General features: G+C 35.6%; 20 protein-coding genes, 1 other RNA gene, 2 pseudogenes and 1 riboswitch. Of the genes and pseudogenes, 7 read left to right on the top strand and 16 right to left on the bottom strand.

Going from position 1 to position 22,855, the window contains the following annotated elements:
• The first annotated feature begins 130 nt into the window (after window positions 1–130).
• From A9G41_RS12940 to A9G41_RS12930, 3 genes are all read left to right on the top strand, one after another.
• Entirely contained in the window at window positions 131–487 is a 357-nt protein-coding gene (locus A9G41_RS12940) for a hypothetical protein (protein WP_065582070.1), read from the top strand.
• An 80-nt stretch (window positions 488–567) separates the two neighbouring features.
• Window positions 568–924 carry a hypothetical protein gene (locus A9G41_RS12935; RefSeq protein WP_065582070.1) on the top strand — a complete coding sequence of 119 codons (357 nt, stop codon included), beginning with the start codon at window positions 568–570 and terminating at the stop codon, window positions 922–924.
• 80 nt (window positions 925–1,004) lie between these two features.
• On the top strand, window positions 1,005–1,361 hold the full coding sequence (locus A9G41_RS12930; protein ID WP_065582071.1) for a hypothetical protein: 357 nt from the start codon (window positions 1,005–1,007) through the stop codon (window positions 1,359–1,361).
• An 87-nt stretch (window positions 1,362–1,448) separates the two neighbouring features.
• Here A9G41_RS12930 and A9G41_RS12925 read toward each other — a convergent pair.
• The 3 genes and pseudogenes from A9G41_RS12925 to A9G41_RS13725 form a co-directional block, all read right to left on the bottom strand.
• Window positions 1,449–2,530: pseudogene (locus tag A9G41_RS12925) on the bottom strand (IS3 family transposase).
• 57 nt (window positions 2,531–2,587) lie between these two features.
• Window positions 2,588–2,869: a hypothetical protein gene (locus A9G41_RS12915; protein ID WP_065581911.1), complete on the bottom strand. Its 282-nt coding sequence runs from the start codon at window positions 2,867–2,869 to the stop codon at window positions 2,588–2,590.
• Window positions 2,869–3,015, bottom strand: a pseudogene (locus tag A9G41_RS13725) (transposase); the annotation flags it as partial. The gene A9G41_RS12915 and the pseudogene A9G41_RS13725, both read right to left, overlap by 1 nt.
• A 285-nt stretch (window positions 3,016–3,300) precedes the next feature.
• Between A9G41_RS13725 and A9G41_RS12905 the strand changes: the two are divergent.
• From A9G41_RS12905 to A9G41_RS12895, 3 genes are all read left to right on the top strand, one after another.
• Window positions 3,301–3,726: a hypothetical protein gene (locus A9G41_RS12905; protein WP_065581912.1), complete on the top strand. Its 426-nt coding sequence runs from the start codon at window positions 3,301–3,303 to the stop codon at window positions 3,724–3,726.
• A gap of 31 nt (window positions 3,727–3,757) precedes the next feature.
• A complete protein-coding gene (locus A9G41_RS12900) occupies window positions 3,758–4,006 on the top strand; it encodes a hypothetical protein (RefSeq protein ID WP_141675182.1) in 249 nt (82 codons plus the stop codon).
• 127 nt (window positions 4,007–4,133) lie between these two features.
• Complete coding sequence (locus A9G41_RS12895) at window positions 4,134–4,409, top strand: DUF7710 domain-containing protein (RefSeq protein ID WP_065581914.1); 276 nt, start codon at window positions 4,134–4,136, stop codon at window positions 4,407–4,409.
• A 340-nt stretch (window positions 4,410–4,749) separates the two neighbouring features.
• Here the strand turns inward: A9G41_RS12895 and pbpC are convergent, their stop codons facing one another.
• The 4 genes from pbpC to queD all read right to left on the bottom strand — a co-directional run bounded on the left by pbpC (window position 4,750) and on the right by queD (window position 10,461).
• Window positions 4,750–7,110 carry a penicillin-binding protein 1C gene (gene pbpC, locus A9G41_RS12890; RefSeq protein WP_065581915.1) on the bottom strand — a complete coding sequence of 787 codons (2,361 nt, stop codon included), beginning with the start codon at window positions 7,108–7,110 and terminating at the stop codon, window positions 4,750–4,752.
• Between the two features lie 76 nt (window positions 7,111–7,186).
• A complete protein-coding gene (gene argS / locus A9G41_RS12885; RefSeq protein ID WP_065581916.1) occupies window positions 7,187–8,920 on the bottom strand; it encodes an arginine--tRNA ligase in 1,734 nt (577 codons plus the stop codon).
• Between the two features lie 501 nt (window positions 8,921–9,421).
• Window positions 9,422–10,036 (bottom strand): 7-carboxy-7-deazaguanine synthase QueE, encoded by a 615-nt coding sequence (locus A9G41_RS12880; RefSeq protein WP_065581917.1) that lies wholly within the window; start codon window positions 10,034–10,036, stop codon window positions 9,422–9,424.
• Window positions 10,033–10,461 carry a 6-carboxytetrahydropterin synthase QueD gene (queD, locus tag A9G41_RS12875; protein ID WP_065581918.1) on the bottom strand — a complete coding sequence of 143 codons (429 nt, stop codon included), beginning with the start codon at window positions 10,459–10,461 and terminating at the stop codon, window positions 10,033–10,035. Before queD ends, A9G41_RS12880 begins: the two co-directional genes overlap by 4 nt.
• A 3-nt stretch (window positions 10,462–10,464) precedes the next feature.
• Window positions 10,465–10,510, bottom strand: a riboswitch (PreQ1 riboswitch).
• Between the two features lie 271 nt (window positions 10,511–10,781).
• Between queD and clpB the strand changes: the two genes are divergently transcribed.
• Window positions 10,782–13,352, top strand: coding sequence for an ATP-dependent chaperone ClpB (gene clpB / locus A9G41_RS12870; RefSeq protein WP_065581919.1), 2,571 nt, complete (start codon window positions 10,782–10,784; stop codon window positions 13,350–13,352).
• Window positions 13,353–13,857: 505 nt separating this feature from the next.
• Here the strand turns inward: clpB and A9G41_RS12865 are convergent.
• The 9 genes from A9G41_RS12865 to mdoH all read right to left on the bottom strand — a co-directional run bounded on the left by A9G41_RS12865 (window position 13,858) and on the right by mdoH (window position 22,845).
• Window positions 13,858–14,403, bottom strand: a complete 546-nt coding sequence (locus A9G41_RS12865) for a 5-formyltetrahydrofolate cyclo-ligase (protein WP_065581920.1) — start codon at window positions 14,401–14,403, stop codon at window positions 13,858–13,860.
• 29 nt (window positions 14,404–14,432) lie between these two features.
• Window positions 14,433–14,614: non-coding RNA, 6S RNA (ssrS, locus tag A9G41_RS12860), on the bottom strand.
• A 65-nt stretch (window positions 14,615–14,679) separates the two neighbouring features.
• Window positions 14,680–14,964: a cell division protein ZapA gene (gene zapA / locus A9G41_RS12855; RefSeq protein ID WP_065566746.1), complete on the bottom strand. Its 285-nt coding sequence runs from the start codon at window positions 14,962–14,964 to the stop codon at window positions 14,680–14,682.
• Window positions 14,965–14,971: 7 nt separating this feature from the next.
• Entirely contained in the window at window positions 14,972–16,828 is a 1,857-nt protein-coding gene (dxs, locus tag A9G41_RS12850) for a 1-deoxy-D-xylulose-5-phosphate synthase (protein WP_065581921.1), read from the bottom strand.
• Between the two features lie 22 nt (window positions 16,829–16,850).
• The gene (ispA, locus tag A9G41_RS12845) at window positions 16,851–17,729 is read right to left on the bottom strand and encodes a (2E,6E)-farnesyl diphosphate synthase (protein ID WP_065581922.1); all 879 of its coding nucleotides are present in this window, start codon (window positions 17,727–17,729) and stop codon (window positions 16,851–16,853) included.
• Complete coding sequence (xseB, locus tag A9G41_RS12840) at window positions 17,713–17,958, bottom strand: exodeoxyribonuclease VII small subunit (protein WP_075539778.1); 246 nt, start codon at window positions 17,956–17,958, stop codon at window positions 17,713–17,715. Before xseB ends, ispA begins: the two co-directional genes overlap by 17 nt.
• Before the next feature lie 136 nt (window positions 17,959–18,094).
• Window positions 18,095–19,444 (bottom strand): DNA recombination protein RmuC, encoded by a 1,350-nt coding sequence (rmuC, locus tag A9G41_RS12835; RefSeq protein WP_075539777.1) that lies wholly within the window; start codon window positions 19,442–19,444, stop codon window positions 18,095–18,097.
• Window positions 19,445–19,446: 2 nt separating this feature from the next.
• Window positions 19,447–20,421, bottom strand: a complete 975-nt coding sequence (epmA, locus tag A9G41_RS12830) for an elongation factor P--(R)-beta-lysine ligase (protein ID WP_218057931.1) — start codon at window positions 20,419–20,421, stop codon at window positions 19,447–19,449.
• A gap of 63 nt (window positions 20,422–20,484) precedes the next feature.
• Window positions 20,485–22,845 carry a glucans biosynthesis glucosyltransferase MdoH gene (gene mdoH, locus A9G41_RS12825; protein ID WP_075539776.1) on the bottom strand — a complete coding sequence of 787 codons (2,361 nt, stop codon included), beginning with the start codon at window positions 22,843–22,845 and terminating at the stop codon, window positions 20,485–20,487.
• Window positions 22,846–22,855 lie beyond the last annotated feature (10 nt).

The raw sequence follows: 22,855 nt of genomic DNA, 5'->3' as shown, positions 1-22,855 counted from the left end.
TAGATGAATTTAGAAAAAATATTAGAAAAGATGAAAATACAGATAAGTAAGCTCTAAACAATAATGGAGAGAATTTAAACGTGATAGAAATGCAGCTCATATTCCATTAGATGGATCAGGATATTAATTTATGAACGAGAATATGCTATACAATTTTTTGAAAAATAAACCATCCCTTTTGCATTATGATGATGAACTAAAGCTAATAGGTATTATGACTAAACTACCTATGAGTTGGCTCATTAAAAATAAAGATGAATTTATTTGTGCTTTAGACCAATTATATGACTCACATACGGATGGTGGATTTTTATTACAAGAGGAATGTGACGATATTATATTTGATAATTTTTGTGAATGGCTAAGAGAAGTAAATAATAAAACCGGCATAGCGACATTAATGTATATTGATGATTTTGATCCGAAAGCACTAGGACTAGATGAATTTAGAAAAAATATTAGAAAAGATGAAAATACAGATAAGTAAGCTCTAAACAATAATGGAGAGAATTTAAACGTGATAGAAATGCAGCTCATATTCCATTAGATGGATCAGGATATTAATTTATGAACGAGAATATGCTATACAATTTTTTGAAAAATAAACCATCCCTTTTGCATTATGATGATGAACTAAAGCTAATAGGTATTATGACTAAACTACCTATGAGTTGGCTCATTAAAAATAAAGATGAATTTATTTGTGCTTTAGACCAATTATATGACTCACATACGGATGGTGGATTTTTATTACAAGAGGAATGTGACGATATTATATTTGATAATTTTTGTGAATGGCTAAGAGAAGTAAATAATAAAACCGGCATAGCGACATTAATGTATATTGATGATTTTGATCCGAAAGCACTAGGACTAGATGAATTTAGAAAAAATATTAGAAAAGATGAAAATACAGATAAGTAAGCTCTAAACAATAATGGAGAGAATTTAAACGTGATAGAAATGCAGCTCATATTCCATTAGATGGATCAGGATATTAATTTATGAACGAGAATATGCTATACAATTTTTTGAAAAATAAACCATCCCTTTTGCATTATGATGATGAACTAAAGCTAATAGGTATTATGACTAAACTACCTATGAGTTGGCTCATTAAAAATAAAGATGAATTTATTTGTGCTTTAGACCAATTATATGACTCACATACGGATGGTGGATTTTTATTACAAGAGGAATGTGACGATATTATATTTGATAATTTTTGTGAATGGCTAAGAGAAGTAAATAATAAAACCGGCATAGCGACATTAATGTATATTGATGATTTTGATCCGAAAGCACTAGGACTAGATGAATTTAGAAAAAATATTAGAAAAGATGAAAATACAAATAAGTAAGATCTAAACAATAATGGAGAGAATTTAAACGTGATAGAAATGCAGCCTGTAAATACCCCAAACTTAGTACAAGATTCAAGTAGAAAATCATGCTGCTTGTTTTAGTGTTTTATACTCAATCGGTGTCATGTTATTTAATGCCTCATGCGGTCTTTCGGTATTATAAATCGTTAACCCTTCTTCGGTTATTCTCCTTGCTTGCGCTAAGTTGTTAAAAAGATATAAATCGAGTACTTCAGTACGATAGGTACGATTAAATCGTTCAATATAGCCATTTTGATAAGGGCTACCGGGCTGGATATAATCAATGGCTATATCATGTGATTTAGCCCAGTTTATAAAGGTTTTTCCTGTAAATTCAGGTCCATTATCGCCCCGTATTTTTAACGGATAACCATGATACTCCGCCAATTTATCCAAATAACGAGTCACTCTACCTGCGGGTAAACTCACACCAATATCAATGCCTAATGTCTCACGGTTAAAATCATTTATCACATTGAAGGCGCTAAAACGACGTTGATTGCAACGACTATTACTCATAAAATCCATTGACTAACATTCACCTTATTTATTAGGAACCAATAGCTTTTCTGGTGTTCGTTGGGGGATACGTTTTTTGCGTTTAGCTCTAATATTAAGTTTTAACTCACAATACACCCGATAAACACGCTTATGATTCCATTTATAGCCAAGCTTTCTGATGCGATTAAAACATTTGGGAAAGCCCCAGCGTAAATGCCGGTCTGTGATAGCATTCAACACCGAAATAATCACCGAATCATCCAGTAACTTAGGTTGATAATAGTAAGCACAACGGCTTAAGCCAACAATGGCACAACTCATAGCAATAGTAACTGAATGATTTTGTTGTAGTTGCTGTGCCCACGTTTTACGTGCTTTTGTGGGCACTAAAGCTTTTTTATGATTTCTTCCTGAAGCTGGGATTTTAAGCTCAGTTCGGCAAACATCTGTTTAAGCTTACGGTTTTCAGCCTCAAGCTCCTTTAAACGTTTAATATCAGAGGTTTCCATACCACCGTATTTATCACGCCATTTATAGAAAGTTGAATTTGCCATGCCATATTTACGGCACAGTTCTTTAACGGGAATACCCGCTTCAGCTTCTTTTAAAATAGCGACGATTTGATGTTCAGTCATTTTTTTCATAATTAAATCCCCTTTACTTTTATCATAGAGAATTTTCTACTTTTTTGCTGTACTATTTTAGGGGATAGTTACAAATTCACAATACACCCGATATACCCGTTTATGATTCCATTGATAGCCGAGCTTTCTGATACGATTAAAAAATTTAGGAAAGCCCCAGCGTAAATGCCGGTCTGTGATAGCATTCAACACCGAAATAATCACCGAATCATCCAGTAACTTAGGTTGATAATAGTAAGCACAACGGCTTAAGCCAACAATGGCACAACTCATAGCAATAGTAACTGAATGATTTTGTTGTAGTTGCTGTGCCCACGTTTTACGTGCCCCAGTTGGCACTAAAGCTTTTTTATGATTTCTTCCTGAAGCTGGGATTTTAAGCTCAGTTCGGCAAACATCTGCTTAAGCTTACGATTTTCAGCCTCAAGCTCCTTTAAGCGTTTGATATCCGACGTTTCCATACCGCCATATTTTCCCCGCCATTTATAAAAAGTTGAATTACCATGCCATCTTTACGACAGAGCTCCTTGACGGAATACCCGCTTCAGCTTCTTTTAAAATAGCGACGATTTGATGTTCAGTCATTTTTTTCATAATTGAATCCTCTTTTACTTTTATCATAGAGAATTTTCTACTTTTTTGCTGTACTATTTTAGGGGGTAGCTACATGCTACATATAGAAGAAATACAGCTCAGAAGTGCGAATAATAAGCTCTGAAGTTATATTAAACATGGCGCTTTTGGAGGCAAATAGTTTAGGAGATAAATATATGACTGAATGGACAGGTGTTATGTATGGGTTTTATACTAATAAGACGATAGATGATGTGTTTTCTTCATTGATCAAAAAAATAGCATCTATTAATTATAAATATAAACGAGATAGTTTTCGAGATGAAGAGTTTCTATTTTTCTATAAAAATGATGAAATGCAAGATTCTCATCTTGAGAATGGCTATAATTTGGATATTAATGGTGAAGGTTGCTTTGGAATCGAGGCAAAAAATACAACGTTGAATGGGATCGCTACACTATTTGAATTCGATAATGATTCGGATTTTGAGCCTTATGATATAAATTTGCATTTTGATAATGTATTTTATTATGTACTTGTATTACCTGAACTAATTGAAAATTCAGTTTTTTGCCAGAATATACATAATTTATTTATTAATATTCTTCATGAGAAAAAATAGAATAAATACCTATCTAGCTACAGGTTTTACCTTGTTAATCTCGATTGGGCTGTTAGATGGATTTAATCTGTATCAGTATGCGTCTAATGGATTGACTTTAGTCGATCCGTGGAGGTTACATGCTAGCTCAACTTTTCCTTCTACTATAATAGTTAAAGATAGTGATATTATCATTGAGTACTATTATCATGGTAGGGGGCACCCTCTAGCACATGCTCACGTAAAAGGTGAAGGTGGAATGATAAGGGTTAGAGCTAATCAGAAACCAGTAAAAAGCTAACCTGAGTTAAATAAACAACGGCGCAGTGTTGTTGATCGAAATATATCAAAATTGGAAAGGGTTTAAATACAATTAAACGTTGGCTTAAATATAAAAATCATCGTAGTAGGGTATGAGGGAAAAAATAATGCAATCGTTTATATGGATTTTTCATGGAAATGAAGCTCAGTTTTGCTCAGGTGTTTATGAGGAGTTAAAACAGGCAGAAGACTTTATAAAAAGATATTGTTTAAGTGGGATTTTAACAAAGATGCCTCTAAATAAAAGTGTATATGAATGGACTATTGAAAAAGGTTTTTTTGAACCTAAAAAGCATTATCAACATAGTGGCAAGTTTATTCAAAATTTTACTAGTGCTTATTTGGTTCATTACCATTATCAAAATGGCGAGAGGATGGAATAAAAATGCTAATGACTTTGGGCTTTGTGTATTCAATATCTTCTCGATTAAGTAAAAACTCATACAGCTTATTGAACTCACGCCAAAGAAAACGACATAAGTTTAAAAGCCCTGCCTCCTTTTATTCTAAGGCGTTAAGACCAATTGCACTTCATGGTGTAATCTAGGTGGGCTTAGTTGTAGGCAGTTGATCCGCATAATGCGGTATTTTATTTTATTGAATTTGTCAACTAAACTAAAAATCATATTAATGAATTAGTAATTAATACAGTTAAATAATTAATATAATTTAAATTCCCATTATGATCCTACGCCATTTAAAGTTAGCTATCATCATAATCGATTAATCAAAAAGTTCGATTTTAATTTTTCTAGAATTGCTTCGTCCCAAATCATCCATCACTAATATTTTGAATGTGCCACTTTGTGTTGGGATCCAGTTAATTGCATTTCTTGGATCTGTTTGCCCAATAAAATTATTATTAACAAACCAGTAAAGTGTTTTTACATTGCCATCACTGGTAGCAGTAAAACTGATTTGTTCATTTTTTTGTTTTGTTGATCTAAATTGATAAACCACATTTTTAAGTGGTGAAGTTATTTTGGGTGGTTCACCTAAATAGTTTTGCGATGAACGGCAATGCTTGGTTGATGGTGGTGTTTTTTTAGGAATGCCTGCGCTTGCAAAAATAGCAGCTAAATCTGAAGGCCAGTATTCAAAAACGGCTAAGTGAGACGTTGTTAAGTCATAAGGCGGGCAAACTGCTTTACCTGTTTGGTTATCGATCATAACGGGTCTAAAAATAGTATCGGGGTTAATTGGTGACACACCCGGAATAAACCACGTTTTACCTTTTGCCTTGCACCATTGAGTAAAAAGATTACCACTGGTTAGGCAAATATCAATACGCTTTAAATTAGGCGGTAATGGGCGATTCGGTTTATGCAAGTTAGGATAATAAGCATTTATACTATCAACAATATTAAAAAAAAGTGGCGTAGCAGCATCTACACCTACAAAAGCATTATTGCCACTACCATCAAAATTACCAAGCCAAACGACCATAGCGTAATGGCCAAAAGTTCCTGCTGTCCAAGCATCACGAAATCCCCATGATGTACCCGTCTTCCATGCAACAGGAATTATTTTATTTTGCATTTTACTAAGAACATCTTGTGGGCGAGTATTTTGTTTCAGCATATCAATTGTCATAAATGCCGCTTGAGGGCTTAACAATTGTTGCGGTTCGGGTAACGTATGTTGTGGCTTGGGTAATATCGTTGGTTCCGTAAATTTTAATGGTTGCCAACGCCCTTCATTAGCTAACATGGCATACAGTCCAACTAATTCTTGCGCACTAATTTCACCGCCGCCGAGAACTAGAGATAAACCATAATGTGATTCATCAGCAAGTTTTTGAATGTGGGCATTAACTAAGAATTGATAAAAAGAGGGATTATGTAATTTAGAAGCAACCGTTACTGCAGGTATATTACGGCTATGAATTAATGCATCGGTTGCTGAGATAGGACCACGAAAGTTACGATCAAAATTTTCAGGAGTATATGCCCCAAAATCGGTGGCAACATCCTTTAGAATAGTACGAGGATGCAAAACGCCTTGATCAATGCCTAGCGCATAAATAAACGGTTTAAGTGTAGAGCCAGGTGAGCGTTTGGCAAGCGTGCCGTTAACTTGACCTTGAATAGAATTACCAAAGTAATTTGCCGATCCTAACAGCGCCTTAACCTGCATGGTTTGTGTATCAACCAAAATCACCGATGCATTATTAATGTTTTTTAAACGGCTTCGTTCAATAAACAAATTAACTTGCCGACTAATGATTTTTTGCAAATTACTATCTAACGTCGTTTTAACTTCTTGAGCATCGCTATGGTGTTGTTGAATTATCTGATTAACAAAATGAGGCGCACCAAAAGGCATTTGTTCAGGTTGACGTAAAACTAATTTTTGCAAAAAAAGAGCGGCAATATTGCTATCTACATCATATTTTTCTTGCCAGCGTTCAAATAATTGATTTCTGGCTTTTACTAATGCTTTACCTGCAAATCCCGTTTTACGATCAATACGGTATGTTGGAGATTGAGGTAGAACCACTAGCGTTAATGCTTCAGGTAAATTCACTTGCAATGGCGGCTTATTAAAATAGATTAACGATGCTGCACCAATACTCTCAATATTGCGCCCGAAAGGCGCATAATTTAAATAAGCCTCTAAAATATCATGCTTAGAATACATCAACTCTAATTGTATCGCTCGGGCAATTTGATGCAATTTACCGCCAATATTTTTAGTATTTAACTGCCAACGCATTCGTGCTAACTGCATGGTAATGGTTGATGCACCTTGACGGTTACCCCCACCCAAATAGGTTGCGCCAAAAGCTCTAGCTAAACTAAATGGATTAATACCGATATGATAATAAAACCACTGATCTTCGTGTAATAGTAATCCATTAATAATATCGGGTGAAACATCCTCTAAAGGTGTCCATAAACGATACCGATCATCCTTGGCTAATGTCATTCGAATGAGTTGGTTATTGTCATCATAATAGCGTTTTGAAAAAGTTAGTGGTTCACAAAGAGGTGGATGTGGATACAAACGAATCACAAGGATAGCAATAAATAATAGCAACAAAGCCATTAGCTTATTTTGATGACGAACAATAAATCCAATCATATTTAGTTATAAAAATTAAAATGTAATATATTTAAGCAAAAATGCCACTTATGCATTAGCATAGGTGGCGACTTAACTACATTTTATCAACCGTCTTAATACCCAACATGTCAAGACCAGTTTTAAGTGTTTTCGCTGTTAAAGAGGCTAATTTTAAACGGCTTTGTTTTAAACTTTCGCTTTCGGCTGCTAAAATAGGGCAGTTTTCATAAAAGCTTGAAAACAGCGTTGCAATTTCATAAAGATAAGCACAAAGCACATGAGGTGTTCCTTCACTAGCTACAATTGAAATAGTTTCATCAAACTGAATTAAACGCATTGCTAAAGCTCGTTCTTTGTCTGTGTCTAAACTAATTTTGCCTGTTAAACTGTCTTCGTTAATATTTTCTTTTTTAAATATGGACAGTACTCGAGTGTAAGCATATTGCAAATAAGGTGCGGTATTACCTTCAAATGACAACATATTATCCCAATCAAACACATAATCGGTAGTACGATTTTTTGAAAGATCGGCATATTTAACAGCACCAATAGCGACAGCATCAACTATTTGGGCAAGCTCACTGTCAGATAATTCAGGATTTTTGCTACGAATTAACGTTGTTGCACGTTCACACGCTTCATCTAACAAATCATTTAATTTAACGGTATCACCAGAGCGAGTTTTAAATGGCTTGCCATCTTTACCCAACATCATACCAAACATATGGTGTTCTAGTTTTAATGATTCAGGCACATACTTCGCTTTATGAACAATTGTCCAAACTTGCTCTAAATGTTGATGTTGGCGGGAATCAGTATAATAAAGTACACGATCGGCATGTAATGTTTCGTAACGGTATTTAGCGCAAGCAATATCGGTCGTTGCATAAAGGTAGCCACCATCACGTTTTTGGATAATAACACCCATTGGTTCGCCTTCTTTGTTTTTATACTCATCAAGAAAAACAACAATCGCCCCTTCACTTTCAACCGCAAGTCCTTTCTGTTTTAAATCGGCAACGATATTAGGTAGCATGCTGTTATAGATGCTTTCACCCATGGTGTCTTCAAGCGATAAGGTAACATTTAAACGTTGATAAGTGGCAATATTTTGCGTCATGGTAATATCAACTAGCTTGCGCCACATATCACGACAATATTCATCGCCACCTTGTAATTTCACTACATAATTACGCGCTTTTTCGGCAAATACTTCGTCTTCGTCATAATGTTTTTTAGCTGCGCGATAGAAAGATTCTAAATCTGATAGCGCCATGTCATTAGCATGCTCATTTTGCATTTTTTCAAGATAAGCAATTAACATACCAAACTGAGTGCCCCAGTCTCCAACATGGTTAGCACGGATAACGTGATGACCTAAAAAAGATAAAACACGAACACTGGCATCGCCAATAATTGTTGAGCGCAAATGTCCAACATGCATCTCTTTTGCCACATTAGGCGCAGAATAATCAACCACAATGGTTTGAGGTTTTGCAGGTAAAGTAATGTTAAGTTTATCACTGCTTAAAGCAACTTCATTTTGCTCAGCAATCCAACTATTTTTTAAAAAGATATTGATAAACCCAGGACCTGCAATCTCAACTTTTTCAGCAATATCATCAACATCAAGATGTTGTAAAACTGTCTGAGCAAGTTCCCGAGGTGGCATGCCTAGCTTTTTGGCAATTGACATAACGCCATTAGCTTGATAATCGCCAAATTGCACTTTAGTTGATTGCTTAATTAGCGCATCGCAGTTCTTATCTGCACCCGCCATAATCATTGCTTGCGAAACACGTTGTGTTAATAATTGTTGAATATTCACACTAAACCTAACTAATTATAATAAAATGACCAATATAATACCGACAAAGTCGATAATTGTCACTGATTGCATAAGTGGCTCGATGGTTTTTGCTTAAAGAAAAAGTGAAAAATTTAAGTAAAATCGATATTCTACTTTATGATTTATTATAAATAACCCTATTTGATTATTTGTCAGTATATTTAGGGTGTTAAAAAACTCAAGTAAAATCAATGGCTTTTCTGAATGATTTTTAAACGAAAAAATAAATTTATTTTATGGATTATGTGTTTGGAGAGCATTGGTGATTATCAATAACCCTTTTTACTAGCAAAGCTTAAAGAATCGAAATAAAGCCACTTCATACCAACAAAAACCACTAAAAAATGGAACAAAATGAAGTTATTTTATTAATTTAAGCAAATAGTGACTTATCTAATTAACTTTCATTATCTTTTTATTTAAAATTTTCTATTCAATCTCATTCTCCAATATTTAACGAGTTAGATTAAAAAATAGACACTATTCAATATCTGCAAGTTTATGACTTTGTATATTCAATAACCATTTATTATCTAATCGATTTTCGTTAATTTTTCCCAGTAGTTTTATGGTATCAAATATATTGAATGCACCATCTTTTTCACAAGGTGAAAGATAATAGCGTTTTGCCTGTATCTGAGTTTCGATATATTGGCAAAAAGCAATAAAATCACGGTGGTTTTCGGTAACAATTCGCACTTCATTGGCTGTTGGTTGGACTATTTTTTGATAGTGCGACTGGTAGCAAAATTTCGGGCTGAGGGCAATATAATCAATAAGCGCATCGACTTTGCCAAGACCGTTACTTTCAATAGCAATAAAATAACCAGCATTTTTTAATGACAAAAGTAGCTGTGGTAACGCTTTAACCCTAGTGGGTTCACCCCCTGTAATAATAATGTTTTTACTTTTGTATTCGTTTACTTTTGCTATTAATGCCTCTAAGGTAAATCGAGTAAATTGGCGAAAGTTAGTATCACACCAAGCACAATTTAAATTACAGCCTGCAAAGCGGATAAAAATAGCAGGCATTCCCGTATTATAACCTTCGCCTTGTAAAGATTCGAAGATTTCAACTATGCGAAATTCGATCATTTTGGGCTCCGATAATATTCACAATATGAAGTCGGTGTTTCCCATAATTTGATCATCGAAACAGGCAAATATCTAGATAAGCAATCAAAAATAAATTTACTCATCCCTTCGGCAGTTGTTCGGCACGGTAAGGCAAAGACTTTGCGATCCATTTCTTGCAATAATGTAGCAATACGGCACTCATTTCTATTATTTTGATTATAAAGGTAAGCGTGATCAAAAGGATCGACAATATACTTTTTAACAATCATTTTTAGATCGGCATAATCCATTACCATATCTTGACTTGAACCATTATCGATAAGATCACCGCTAATTTCGACTAATAAGCGGTAAGTATGACCATGCAGGTTATGACACTTTTTATTGTGCCCATCTAGCATATGACAAGCATCAAATTGAAACTCTTTGGCTATTTTGAACATGTTGTATTCCTAGTTTTTTTACGTGGGATGGGTTACGAACCACGGTTAGCACGCCTAACAAAATAAAGGCGTTAATATAATGGATAAAAGTTGATTTGTCATCTTTCAATACTTGTTGAAAGTGTATTTATGTATTGCAAACAATTTGATTTTGATGCTAATTAAGTTTTTAAATACTCGCTAATTTACTGTACAAATTTTATAAAAAATATTTTAAATTTGCTCTTGAAATTTAGGTTGCGACACTCATTTAGATATCATGCAAATGGGTTGAATGTATACACGTTTAACTCAAATCTATTGCTCAGGAGATAAATACGATGAGGTTAGATAAATTAACAAACAAGTTTCAACAAGCTTTAGCTGATGCGCAGTCAATGGCATTAGGTAAAGACAATCAATATATAGAGCCTGTGCATGTCCTATCAGCCATGCTTAATCAAGAAGGCAGCAGTGTAGCGCCATTGTTAGCTTCAGCGGGTGCAAATGTAGCTATTTTACAACAAGAATTAACTCAGGCGATTGATCGATTACCGCAAGTTCAGGGTGTGGGCGGGGAGGTTATTCCATCACAAGAGTTTATCCGTACACTTAATTTGTGCGATAAATTATCGCAAAAAAATGGTGATAGTTATATATCATCAGAGCTCTTTATCTTAGCTGCTTTAGAAGATAAAGGGAGCCTAAGTGATATTCTTAAAAAATCAGGTGTCAATAAAGACAAGTTTAGCCAAGCCGTCAATCAAGTAAGAGGTAGCGATAACGTGAATGATCCTAATGCAGAAGATCAACGTGGTGCGTTGAAAAAATATACCATTGATTTAACGCAACGGGCAGAACAAGGCAAACTTGATCCTGTTATTGGACGTGATGAAGAAATTCGTCGAACTATTCAGGTATTACAACGTCGTACTAAAAATAATCCCGTATTAATTGGTGAGCCAGGTGTAGGTAAAACCGCTATTGTTGAAGGATTAGCACAACGTATCGTTAACCGTGAAGTACCTGAAGGATTGCGTAATAAACGCGTTTTATCATTAGATATGGGGGCCTTGATTGCAGGTGCAAAATATCGTGGCGAATTTGAAGAACGTTTAAAGGCCGTACTTAAAGATTTAGCGAAAGAAGAAGGCCGTATTATATTATTTATTGACGAAATCCATACCATGGTTGGTGCAGGGAAAAGCGATGGTGCAATGGATGCTGGTAATATGTTAAAACCAGCATTGGCTCGAGGGGAATTACATTGCGTTGGTGCAACAACGTTAGACGAATATCGCCAATATATTGAAAAAGATCCTGCGTTAGAGCGTCGTTTTCAAAAAGTGTATGTTGCCGAGCCAACTGTTGAAGATACGATTGCTATTTTGCGAGGATTAAAAGAACGTTACGAATTGCATCATCATGTGCAAATTACCGATCCAGCCATTGTCGCTGCGGCAACGTTATCGCATCGTTATATTTCTGATCGCATGTTACCTGACAAAGCGATTGATTTAATTGATGAAGCGGCATCAAGTATTCGTATGCAAATGGATTCAAAACCAGAATCTTTAGATCGACTTGAAAGGCGTATTATTCAACTCAAACTTGAGCAACAAGCGCTTAAAAAAGAGTCTGACGATGCTAGTAAAAAACGTCTTGAGATGCTAAATGATGAACTTGCTGAAAAAGAAAAAGAATATGCATCACTTGAAGAAGAATGGAAGTCAGAAAAAGCGGCTGTTTCGGGTACGCAAAGCATTAAAGCTGAACTTGAAAAAGCGCGTACTGAAATAGAGCAAGCACGCCGCGCTGGTGATCTGAATAAAATGTCTGAATTACAATACGGTAAAATTCCAGAACTCGAAAAGAAACTTGCTTCAGCAACACAGTTAGAAGGCAAAACAATGAAGTTATTGCGCAACAAAGTGACTGATAACGAAATTGCTGAAGTGTTGTCTAAAGCGACTGGTATTCCGGTTTCTAGAATGCTTGAGAGCGAAAAAGACAAATTATTACATATGGAAGATGCCTTACATAAACGTGTCATCGGTCAAAATGAAGCGGTTGTTGCCGTAGCTAATGCGATTCGTCGTAGTCGTGCTGGGCTTTCTGATCCTAATAAACCAATTGGATCATTCCTATTTTTGGGACCAACAGGGGTCGGTAAAACCGAACTTTGCAAATCACTGGCTAACTTTATGTTTGACAGCGAAGATGCCATGGTACGTATTGATATGTCAGAGTTTATGGAAAAACACTCAGTTGCTCGCTTGATTGGCGCACCTCCTGGCTATGTCGGTTATGAAGAAGGGGGTTATTTAACCGAAGCAGTAAGGCGTCGTCCATACTCAGTGATATTACTTGATGAAGTTGAAAAAGCGCACCCAGATGTCTTTAATATCTTACTGCAAGTATTAGATGATGGGCGTTTAACGGATGGTCAAGGTCGCACGGTTGATTTTCGTAATACCGTCATAATTATGACATCAAACTTAGGATCTGACTTAATTCAAGGTCAAGTTGATCTAAGTTATGACGAAATGAAAGCCCTAGTGATGACAGTTGTAACTAAACATTTTAGACCAGAATTTATTAATCGTATTGACGAAACAGTGGTATTCCACCCATTAGGTCAAGAAAACATCAAAGCGATTGCAAAAATTCAGTTGGCGCATGTTGAAAAACGCTTAGATGAACGTGGTTACCAAATGGATATTACTGATGCAGCGCTTGAACATCTTGCTAAAGTGGGCTTCGATCCAATTTATGGTGCAAGACCGTTAAAACGCGCAATTCAACAAGAAATTGAAAATCCATTAGCGCAACAAATACTGTCAGGCAAATTAGTCCCAGGTAAAACCATTCATTTGGATTTAGTTGGTGATAATATCGAAGCTAAACAGTAAGCAAACATAAATTTACAAACCGACCTATTAGGGTCGGTTTTTTTATATTAGAATGGCGTTATCGTTTAGCAAAAAATCTTGAATTTTTTGTATAAAGAATAATAGCGTCACCCTATAATTTATGACGTTTTACATTATCAGACAAGTTAACGGTGCTTGTTGAATTACGTAGCGAGTGGCGTTTTTTATCTGTAACCGATTGATCAATTACCGCTAATCCCTTGTTATTCACTTGATTAATAAAACCTTGTTTCTTAAATTTAATTTATCAATAGCATGTATGCCTATAGCCGCCCCTAGTTTATTAGCAATGCTTGAGTAAATGAAATATTCAATTAATTTTTTGTATATTAAATAACTAAAATATACATGTTTGATGATAGTGCATAGTAAAAAGGCAAAGTAAACTTTTTATACTTAAAAAATATGTTTAGAGGTTTAAGAATAATATTATTGTTTAGTAGTAAGTTATTTTTATATCTAAAAATAAGATATATTAATAAATTTAAGCATAAATAATTTCTGGCAGCCGAATATCCCACGGCTTGTTATCAATATGCTGTACTTTTTGGCAAGCAAAAGCAAGCCCAATAGGTAAAATTTGTTGAGCTTGATAATTTGCTAGTAATCGGTCGTAAAATCCGCCACCCATCCCCATACGATAACCTCGTTGATCAAAAGCCACGAGTGGTGTAAATACGACATCAAGTTGATGGTAAGGCAGTATCTTTGATTGATTTAATTCAGGCTCTAATATACCAAATTTATTTTTAATAAGTGAAGTTTGTTTAGTATATTGCAAAAAAAGCAAATCTGTAGGTATCAAAGGATTGATAATGGGTAAGTAAACAGATTTATTTTGTTCCCATAAATATTCAATAATGGGCTTAGTTTCAACTTCGCCATCAAATGATAAAAATATAGCAATATTGTTTGCTGTTTTTATCGCTTGATGATGGGCGATTTTTTGGTATATAGCTTGTTGCGCAATGTCGCGTTCAGTAGGGGGTAATTGCCGTCTTTTTTGACGGATAATTTGCCTAATATTCATCGGTTTTTACAGTAGCTGAAAGGTCGAAGAAGCACTCCAAGATGCCGTTAGGGTCGTAACCCTTGAACCCAAGGTTCAAGGTGAACATCGTGTTTTAATTTTTAGGTTTCCTTACAAGTAAGGCATACACACCAACTAAAAGTCACTTCGTTCTAAAGATAAGAATATCGGCTCAGGGGACTAACCCATATCGCGAGCATCTCAGAGATAGATATCATAATACAAAATTTGACGGATCATACAAGACTATTTGTATTAAATTTACAATTAACTACATTAATTGTTGGTATTTAGGGCAGAATCAAGTAATTGTTGTAACATTTTTAGTCGATCGCTAAATTCATTACTTTTTTCTTTTTCTTTTGTAAGTTCATAAGAAATATTCAGTGCTGCCGTCATAATAAGTTGATCACTGGTAATCTGTGGCGATTTTTCTCGTAAATTTGTTAAACGCGTATCGAGATCTTTTGCAGCACTATTAAGTGCGTTAACTTCATCAATCGGGCAATTAAATTTTAATGTTCGTCCAAAAATTTGAATAGTGACAGCTTGAGTTTCCATATTTAACCTATTGATTCATAAAATTATTAATTTTATCGATAATGTGCTTTGGATCTAACCCTATTTCTTGCCTTATTTCGTTTTGAGATCCTTGAGAAATAAATTTATCGGGCAACCCAATATTTAAAATATCACATTTTATTTTTTTCGATAATAAATATTCACCGATGCCGCTACCGGCTCCACCTTTAATACTGTTTTCTTCAATGGTGACTAGTATATTATGTGTTTGGCTAATGTGCAAAAGGACTTTTTCATCTAATGGTTTTACAAAACGCATATCAACGACTGTAGCATCGATTTGCTCTGCTGCTTGTAATACTTCGGTTAGTAAAGTGCCAAAATTAAGTAAAGCAATATTTTTTCCTTCTCGACATAATTTCGATTGCCCTAACGGGATTACTTCTAATGGTTTTAATTGTGCTCCAGTACCTTCACCACGAGGATAACGCACTGCCACAGGTCCGTTATGAAAATAACCGGTATAAAGCATTTGTCGACACTCGTTTTCATCACTTGGCGTCATAATGACCATATTGGGCACGCAACGTAAATAACTTAAGTCAAATGCTCCTTGGTGAGTTTCGCCATCCGCACCAACAATTCCTGCACGATCTATGGCAAACAATACCGGTAAGTTTTGAATGGCGACATCGTGGATGACTTGATCGTAAGCACGTTGTAAAAAAGTTGAATAGATGGCAACAATAGGTTTTAAGCCACTAATTGCAAACCCAGCAGCTAATGTAACCGCGTGTTGTTCTGCTATTGCAACATCAAAAAATTGATCTGGATAACGATTGGCAAACTTTGTCATGCCTGAACCTTCACCCATAGCAGGTGTTATCGCCATTAAACGGTTATCATTTTTCGCCATTTCACATAGCCAATCGCCAAAAATTTGCGAATACGTTGGAATTGCTCTTGTGGTGACAGGTAATATGCCATCATTAGGGTTGAATTTAGGTACTCCATGCCATAGTGTCGGATCTTTTTCAGCTGGCTCATAGCCTTTACCTTTTTGCGTAATCACATGAAGCAACTGTGGGCCTTTTAATTGGCGAACTTTTTGTAAAGTCGTAACTAAACTATCTATATCGTGTCCATCAACAGGACCAATATAATTAAAACCAAGCTCTTCAAATAAGGTTGCAGGCGTGACTAAGCCTTTTAAGTGTTCTTCCGTTTTTTTAAAGAGCTCTTTTAGAGGGGGAATATTGGCTAATACACGTTTGCCACTTTCTCGAAAAGATGTATAGGCTTTGCTTGATAAAATTTGAGTAAGATGTTGGTTAAGTGCTCCAGTGTTTGCGGAAATCGACATATCATTATCATTAACAATCACTAGCATATCGGGTTTGATATGGCCTGCATGATTCATTGCTTCAAATGCCATACCTGCTGTTAGTGCACCATCACCAATGACCGCGACTACTTGTTTTCCCGATTGTTTTTTTTGTTCGCTAATGGCAATTCCTAGCGCTGCACTAATTGAAGTTGAAGAGTGCCCTGTAGTTAGCACATCATATTCACTCTCATTACGATGAGGAAATGGATGAAGCCCCCCTTTTTGGCGAATAGTGAGCATCTGATCTCTGCGACCAGTCAAAATTTTGTGAGGATAAGCCTGATGCCCTACGTCCCAAATAATTTTATCAAAAGGGGTGTAATAGACATAATGTAGTGCGGTAGTTAATTCAACCACACCTAATCCCGATGCTAAATGACCACTTGATTGACTAACACATGTTAGTAAATATTGCCTAAGCTCTAGGCAAATAGAGGATAACTGCGACTGAGGAAAACATCTTAAATCCTCGGGCGAGTTGATTTGTTTTAACAAAGGGTAATTATTTAAATTCATTATGTGATATTTTAATTAGTTACTAATTATTGCGATTAATAATAAAACCAGCAAGGTCATGTAAAGGTTGCGTATTATAAGGTATTTGCTTAAGACTATCGATAGCTTGTTGATAAAGTTGTTGAGTTAGCTTTATCGCATTATCCAGCCCAATTAATGCTGGATATGTGCTTTTTTCATGAATGAGATCTGAACCTTTTGGTTTACCCATTATTGATTGTTCGCCAATGACATCTAAAATGTCATCTTGAATTTGAAATGCTAGACCAATTGATTCGGCGTAGTTATCAAGCATTAGTTGATAAGGCTGCGCTATTTCGCCACTAGCAAATGCACCCAAACGGATCGCTGTTTTGATTAAAGCACCTGTTTTATAGCAATGAATATTTTGCAAATGTTCCACACTAATTGACTGATGTGTAGCCAGCAAATCCAGCGATTGACCTAGGCACATGCCAGTAGCGCCACTAGCATGTGCAAGTTCGGTTATCATATTAATCTTGGCATTTGAATTAATGCGTTCACTTTTTGCTAATAATAAAAAGGCAAAACTTTGTAAGGCATCACCGGCAAGGATTGCCTGAGCTTCACCGAATTGGATATGGCAAGTTGGTTTGCCTCGGCGTAAATCGTCATTATCCATTGCCGGTAGATCATCATGAATCAATGAATAAGTATGAATAGACTCAATAGCAGCAGCAGCCTCATCTAATTTAGAAAGAGGGCAATTGAATAATTGACCTGTTAAGTAGACTAAAATTGGTCGAATTCGTTTACCTCCAGCCAGCAAGCTATAACTCATTGCTTGTTGGAGTTTTGAGCTTTCAATTTGCGCAATGCATGTAGCTAAAAACGAATCAATTCGTTCTTGTAACGGTTTTAAACTATTCATTATCATCATTTGTAAATTCTGACAGTTCGGCATCACTATTTTCAGATAATAAAATCTCAATGCGTTGCTCGGCTTGCTGTAACTGTTTTTGTCCTGCTTTGGCTAATTTAATTCCTTTTTCGAACTCATTAAGCGCTTCATCCAATGGTAGATCACCGTTTTCTAGTTGAGATACAATAGTTTCGAGTTGCTTAAGTGTTTCTTCGAAACTCGGTTCTTTGTTTTGTTTTTTTGCCATATTCAGTTCCTCTTTACGGTTGATGAGTATACACTTATTTCAAACAATCGTGAATCAAGGCTTTTGCTTATTTATAACACCACAAGCGATGTTAATGTATGTTACCCTTTGATTTAGCGATTAGCTAATTTGTAGATTAACTCTCATCTGCGTTATTCGATTCTCCCATCGCTAATAAGGTAATATCTGGGTTAATCGGTTTTTTAACTTCAATACCCATTTCACGAAATCGTTCAATTTGTCCAATTACATTGCCACGACCTTTAGATAATTTATTCATGGAATTTTGATAGGTTTGTTGAGCTTTGTCTAAACAACTGCCTAGGTTTTCCATATCTTCAACAAAGCCGCGCATTTTGTCATACAATTTACTTGCTCTATCGGCGATAAGCTCAGCATTACGATTCTGATATTCAAATCGCCATAAATTATGAATTGTTCGTAACGCAACTAACAATGTGGTTGGGCTGACTATCATAATATTACTTTTCAAGGCATCATTGATTAATGCGGGGTCATTGTCAATTGCGCTTAAAAATGCGGGTTCGACAGGAATAAACATTAAAATATAATCTAATGAGTTAATACCAATGAGTTTATGATAATCTTTTTGGCTAAGTTGTTTTAAATGGTTACGGACAGCCGCTAAATGTTCGGTCATTGCTTTTGCTTTGACTGTTTCGTCTTCGCTATTAAAATGGCGTTCATAGGCAACTAAAGTTACTTTGGAATCAATAATGACGTCACCACCTTGCGGTAAGTGAACAATGACATCGGGTTGTAATCGCTGATGACTTTCGTTAGTTAAATTGACCTGAGTTTCATATTCATAGCCTGAGCGCAATCCAGAATTATCTAGAATTTGGCTTAGGATAAATTCGCCCCAGTTTCCTTGGGTTTTATTATTGCCTTTTAGTGCATTAGTTAGGTTATTTGCCTCTTTGCTCATTTGCTCATTAAGCTGTTGTAAATTACGAATTTCATGCGTTAATGTGTGACGCTCTTTTGCTTCTTGACCAAAGCTATCTTGTACTTGTTTTTTGAAACCTTCTAGTTGCTCTTTGAGTGGCGAGAGTAAAAAATCAAGACTTTGTTTATTTTGTTGTTCAATTTTTTTACCACTGTGTTCAAAAATACGGTTAGCTAAATTTTCAAATTGAGTCGTAAGTCGTTGTTCACTATGTTCTAGTATACTTTGACGTTCTTGTGTTGCTCTTAGCGTTTCTTCTAAACGTGTTTTGAGCTCACTAATTTTAACGTTTTGCGCTAGATTTTGTTGTCGATAGTCATCTAACTCGTGTTCCAGTTGTTTTATTTGGGTTATTAATGATCGATTTTCTTCATTTTTCTGGTTTAGTTGTAACTCAAATAATTGGTGTAGATTATTAATTAATAATTTAGATTTTATTAAAATCACAAGTAGAATTAAGGCGACTATGCCAATAATTATGGCGAGCCATTCGGTTAGTCCCAAAGCGTTGAACATAATTAAGCCCTTTCAAAAGTAAATGACATGACTTCATTTAAGTTATTGCCATCTAGAGCGAGCATAATTAAACGGTCTAACCCTACAGCAACACCAGCACAGTCTGGTAGCCCTGCTTCCATTGCGGCAAGGAGTTCAATGTCAATATTTTGCGTAGGTAGATTTAGCTTGGTGCGATCTAAATTATTTTGTTCAAAACGCATTCGTTGTTCTTGTGGGTTTGTAAGTTCTTTAAAGCCGTTAGCAAGTTCAACACCTTTGTAATAGAACTCAAAACGACTCGCTACGCGATGATCTTCTGAGCTGATAGCAGCTAATGCTGCCTGTGATGCTGGGAAGTGATACACTGCAATAGGTTTATCTTGACCAATATATGGTTCAATACCAAAAGTGAACAAGCATTGTAGTAATCCATCCTTATCATAACTTTCGGTATTAATGCCAATATCCAACTGGTTTGCCGCATTGATTAATGTTGTATGATCAGCTTCTAATGGGTCAATATTCAAATAGCGTTGAAATACTTTTTGATAAGAAATACGCTCAGCAGATTCACAATCCAAAATAGTTTGCAGTAAATCATCGACTTCGTTGATCATTTGCATCATGTCAAATTGGATGCGATACCATTCAAGCATGGTAAATTCTGGGTTATGGTAACGACTGACTTCTTCATGATTACGAAAGCACTTACACATTTGGTAAATAGGGCCACTACCTGCAGCAAGTAAACGCTTCATGTGATATTCAGGGCTGGTAATTAATGACATCTTTTGCCCTTGCTGTTCATTAAATTCACCGGGTTTTAAAAAAGTAGAATGAAAAGAGCTTAAATGCACATCGGTAACTGCATATTGGCTTAAGGTTGGTGTTTCAACTTCTAAAATACAACGATCAGCAAAAAATTGACGTATTTGAGAAATAATTTTTGCACGTTTAAGTAAATTATTAATAGATGCGGAAGGTTGCCAAGTCATAAAAATATCCATGGATTTGATTAGTTACTAAAAAGAAGAAAAATAGGGCATAGGCCCTATTTTTTATTGTTGGCGTTCATTTTGCCACAAAGCAAATAAGTTGTCGTATTTTTCTTGCTGTTGCCAAATATGGTGATGTAATGCAGAAAGAATAATTGGATCTTCTAAAATTGCTAACTGTTGTTCTTTATTGATTTTTTCTAAATCAGTTTGCAGATATTGTTCAATAAGCTCAATACGTTTTTGCTGATTTTTAGTATTAGGTAAATGTCGAGAAGTGGATAATGCACAAGCAAGTGCGTTATAGATAGGATCGACTAATGCTATAATAAAGCCATGCTCAACAAATGCCGCTTCGGTTTTAACTAAATATTCTCCAGTGAGTGTGAGGGCTCTTGCTGGATGTGTTTCTTCTGGTGTTAAGAATAATCCCATTTTCTTTGCTTTCATACCAATGCTTGAAAGCCCAGATACTCTAATCACTAAAGGAGAAATGGTTAAAGGTATCAATATGGCTATATACCAATAAGTAAATTGTGGGTTTAACCAGATAATCACAGCTAACCATACAATACCTAATAATGATAATGGCCAACAAAAATAAAATGATTCCCCCCACGTTAGCGCATCATCACTTCGGGACGGAGATTTCCATTGGATTTTACTGCCCATCCAAGCTTTAAGTACAAATTTACTGTGGAAGATCATCCGGATTGGAGCTAAGATCATTGACCAAATCATTTCAACAAATATCGATAGAGTTAATTTAAGAATACCACCAACATCTTTTGCTCTCGTTCTCGCTATTATAATGCCATAGCTGAAGAATTTAGGTGCAAACAATAAAACCATCGTGGTTGAAAGTAGTTGAATAGCCAATTGCTCATCCCACCTTGGCCAAGTTGGGTAAAATTGGTTAGGTTGGAAGAAATATTGAGGTTCGGAAATATTAAACACTAATAATAATAAGGTTGAGAATATTAAAAACACCAACCACAATAATGATGAAATATAGGCCATGCCACTGGTTGCAAACATTATGCGGTGTGTCAATTTAATCCCACTTTTGAAAATTAATCTTAAATTAATCAAGTTTCCCATACACCAGCGATTGTCTCGTTTTAGATCTTCTATCATATTACCTGGTAGTTCTTCGTAACTACCATTCATATTATAAGCGATCCAAACGCCATAGCCAGCACGACGCATAAGGGTGGCTTCAACTAGATCATGCGATAAAATATGAATTGGTTCTTTCCGTTTTGGGAGCGGTGATAGTATGCAATGCTCAATAAATGGTTTTAAGCGAATCATTGCATTGTGTCCCCAATACTGTGCTTCGCTTAATTGCCAAAAGTGTGTACCAGAGCAAAAAATATCGCTGTAAATTTGGTTGGCAAATTGTTGAATACGACCGTAAAGGGTGGTCATTCTTACCGATTTTGGTGGAGATTGTAAAATACCTGCTTTAGGCGTCATTTCCATCATGGCGATCATTTTTAAAATACAGTCACCAGTCATAATGCTGTCGGCATCAAGGATCATCATATATTCATATTGATGGCCCCAACGACGGCAAAAATCATCAATATTACCGCTTTTACGTTTTACTCGGCGTTTGCGGTGGCGATAAAAAACGTTACAACCATTGTTTTGTTTTGTTGCATTAAATTCAGCCCAAGCTTTAAGTTCGTTAACATACAGATCGGGATCGTTAGTATCACTTAATATATAAAAATCACAACAAGCTGCGTGGCCTGTTTCAGCTAAAGATTGATAAGTTGCTTGTAACCCAGCAAATACTCGAGCAACATCTTCATTACAAATTGGCATGACTAATGCGGTTCGATGCTTGCTATCAATATGCGCTGCTGGATCTGTGGGAATTTGGATAGTATAACGATCTTTACCCATTACAGCTAAAATTAACCCCATAATACTGGTCCAAAATCCAATAGAGATCCAGCAAAATAAAATCGCGAATAAGGTAATAATCGCGCCTTGAATAATATAAGGTATTATGCTGTAAACAGCTAATTCAGGATTGATATCCCAATTAGCCATGAAATTGATTTTTTGCCAGCTTTGATAAGGCAATAACGATGATAGATAAGTGGTTCCGTAGTATGTTTGTACTACAATGAGTGTAAACATAATAAAACGGCGAATTAAAGCAAGGATATTAGTACCATGCTTTGCTTTGGTAATAAAGCGTTGGTTCCAGATCTGGGGTTGAATTGAAACGCGATCCATTTCAGGGTAACTTGGTTGTTGTTGCCGCTCATCAATAAAAGAACAAGTATCGCCAACCTGATTTAAACGATATTTTAAAAATTCGACATCGTCAGGTGGAATCACATTGTTTTCAAATTTCTGACGCCAAATTTTAGCGCCAGAAAGATTTGCAAAGTAATCTTTTTTCATATTTTTAGCT

It is taken from the genome of Gilliamella sp. Nev5-1 (assembly GCF_001690895.1).
GTDB classification, from domain to species: domain Bacteria; phylum Pseudomonadota; class Gammaproteobacteria; order Enterobacterales; family Orbaceae; genus Gilliamella; species Gilliamella apicola_C.
This window is presented reverse-complemented; position numbering and strand designations above follow the sequence as displayed.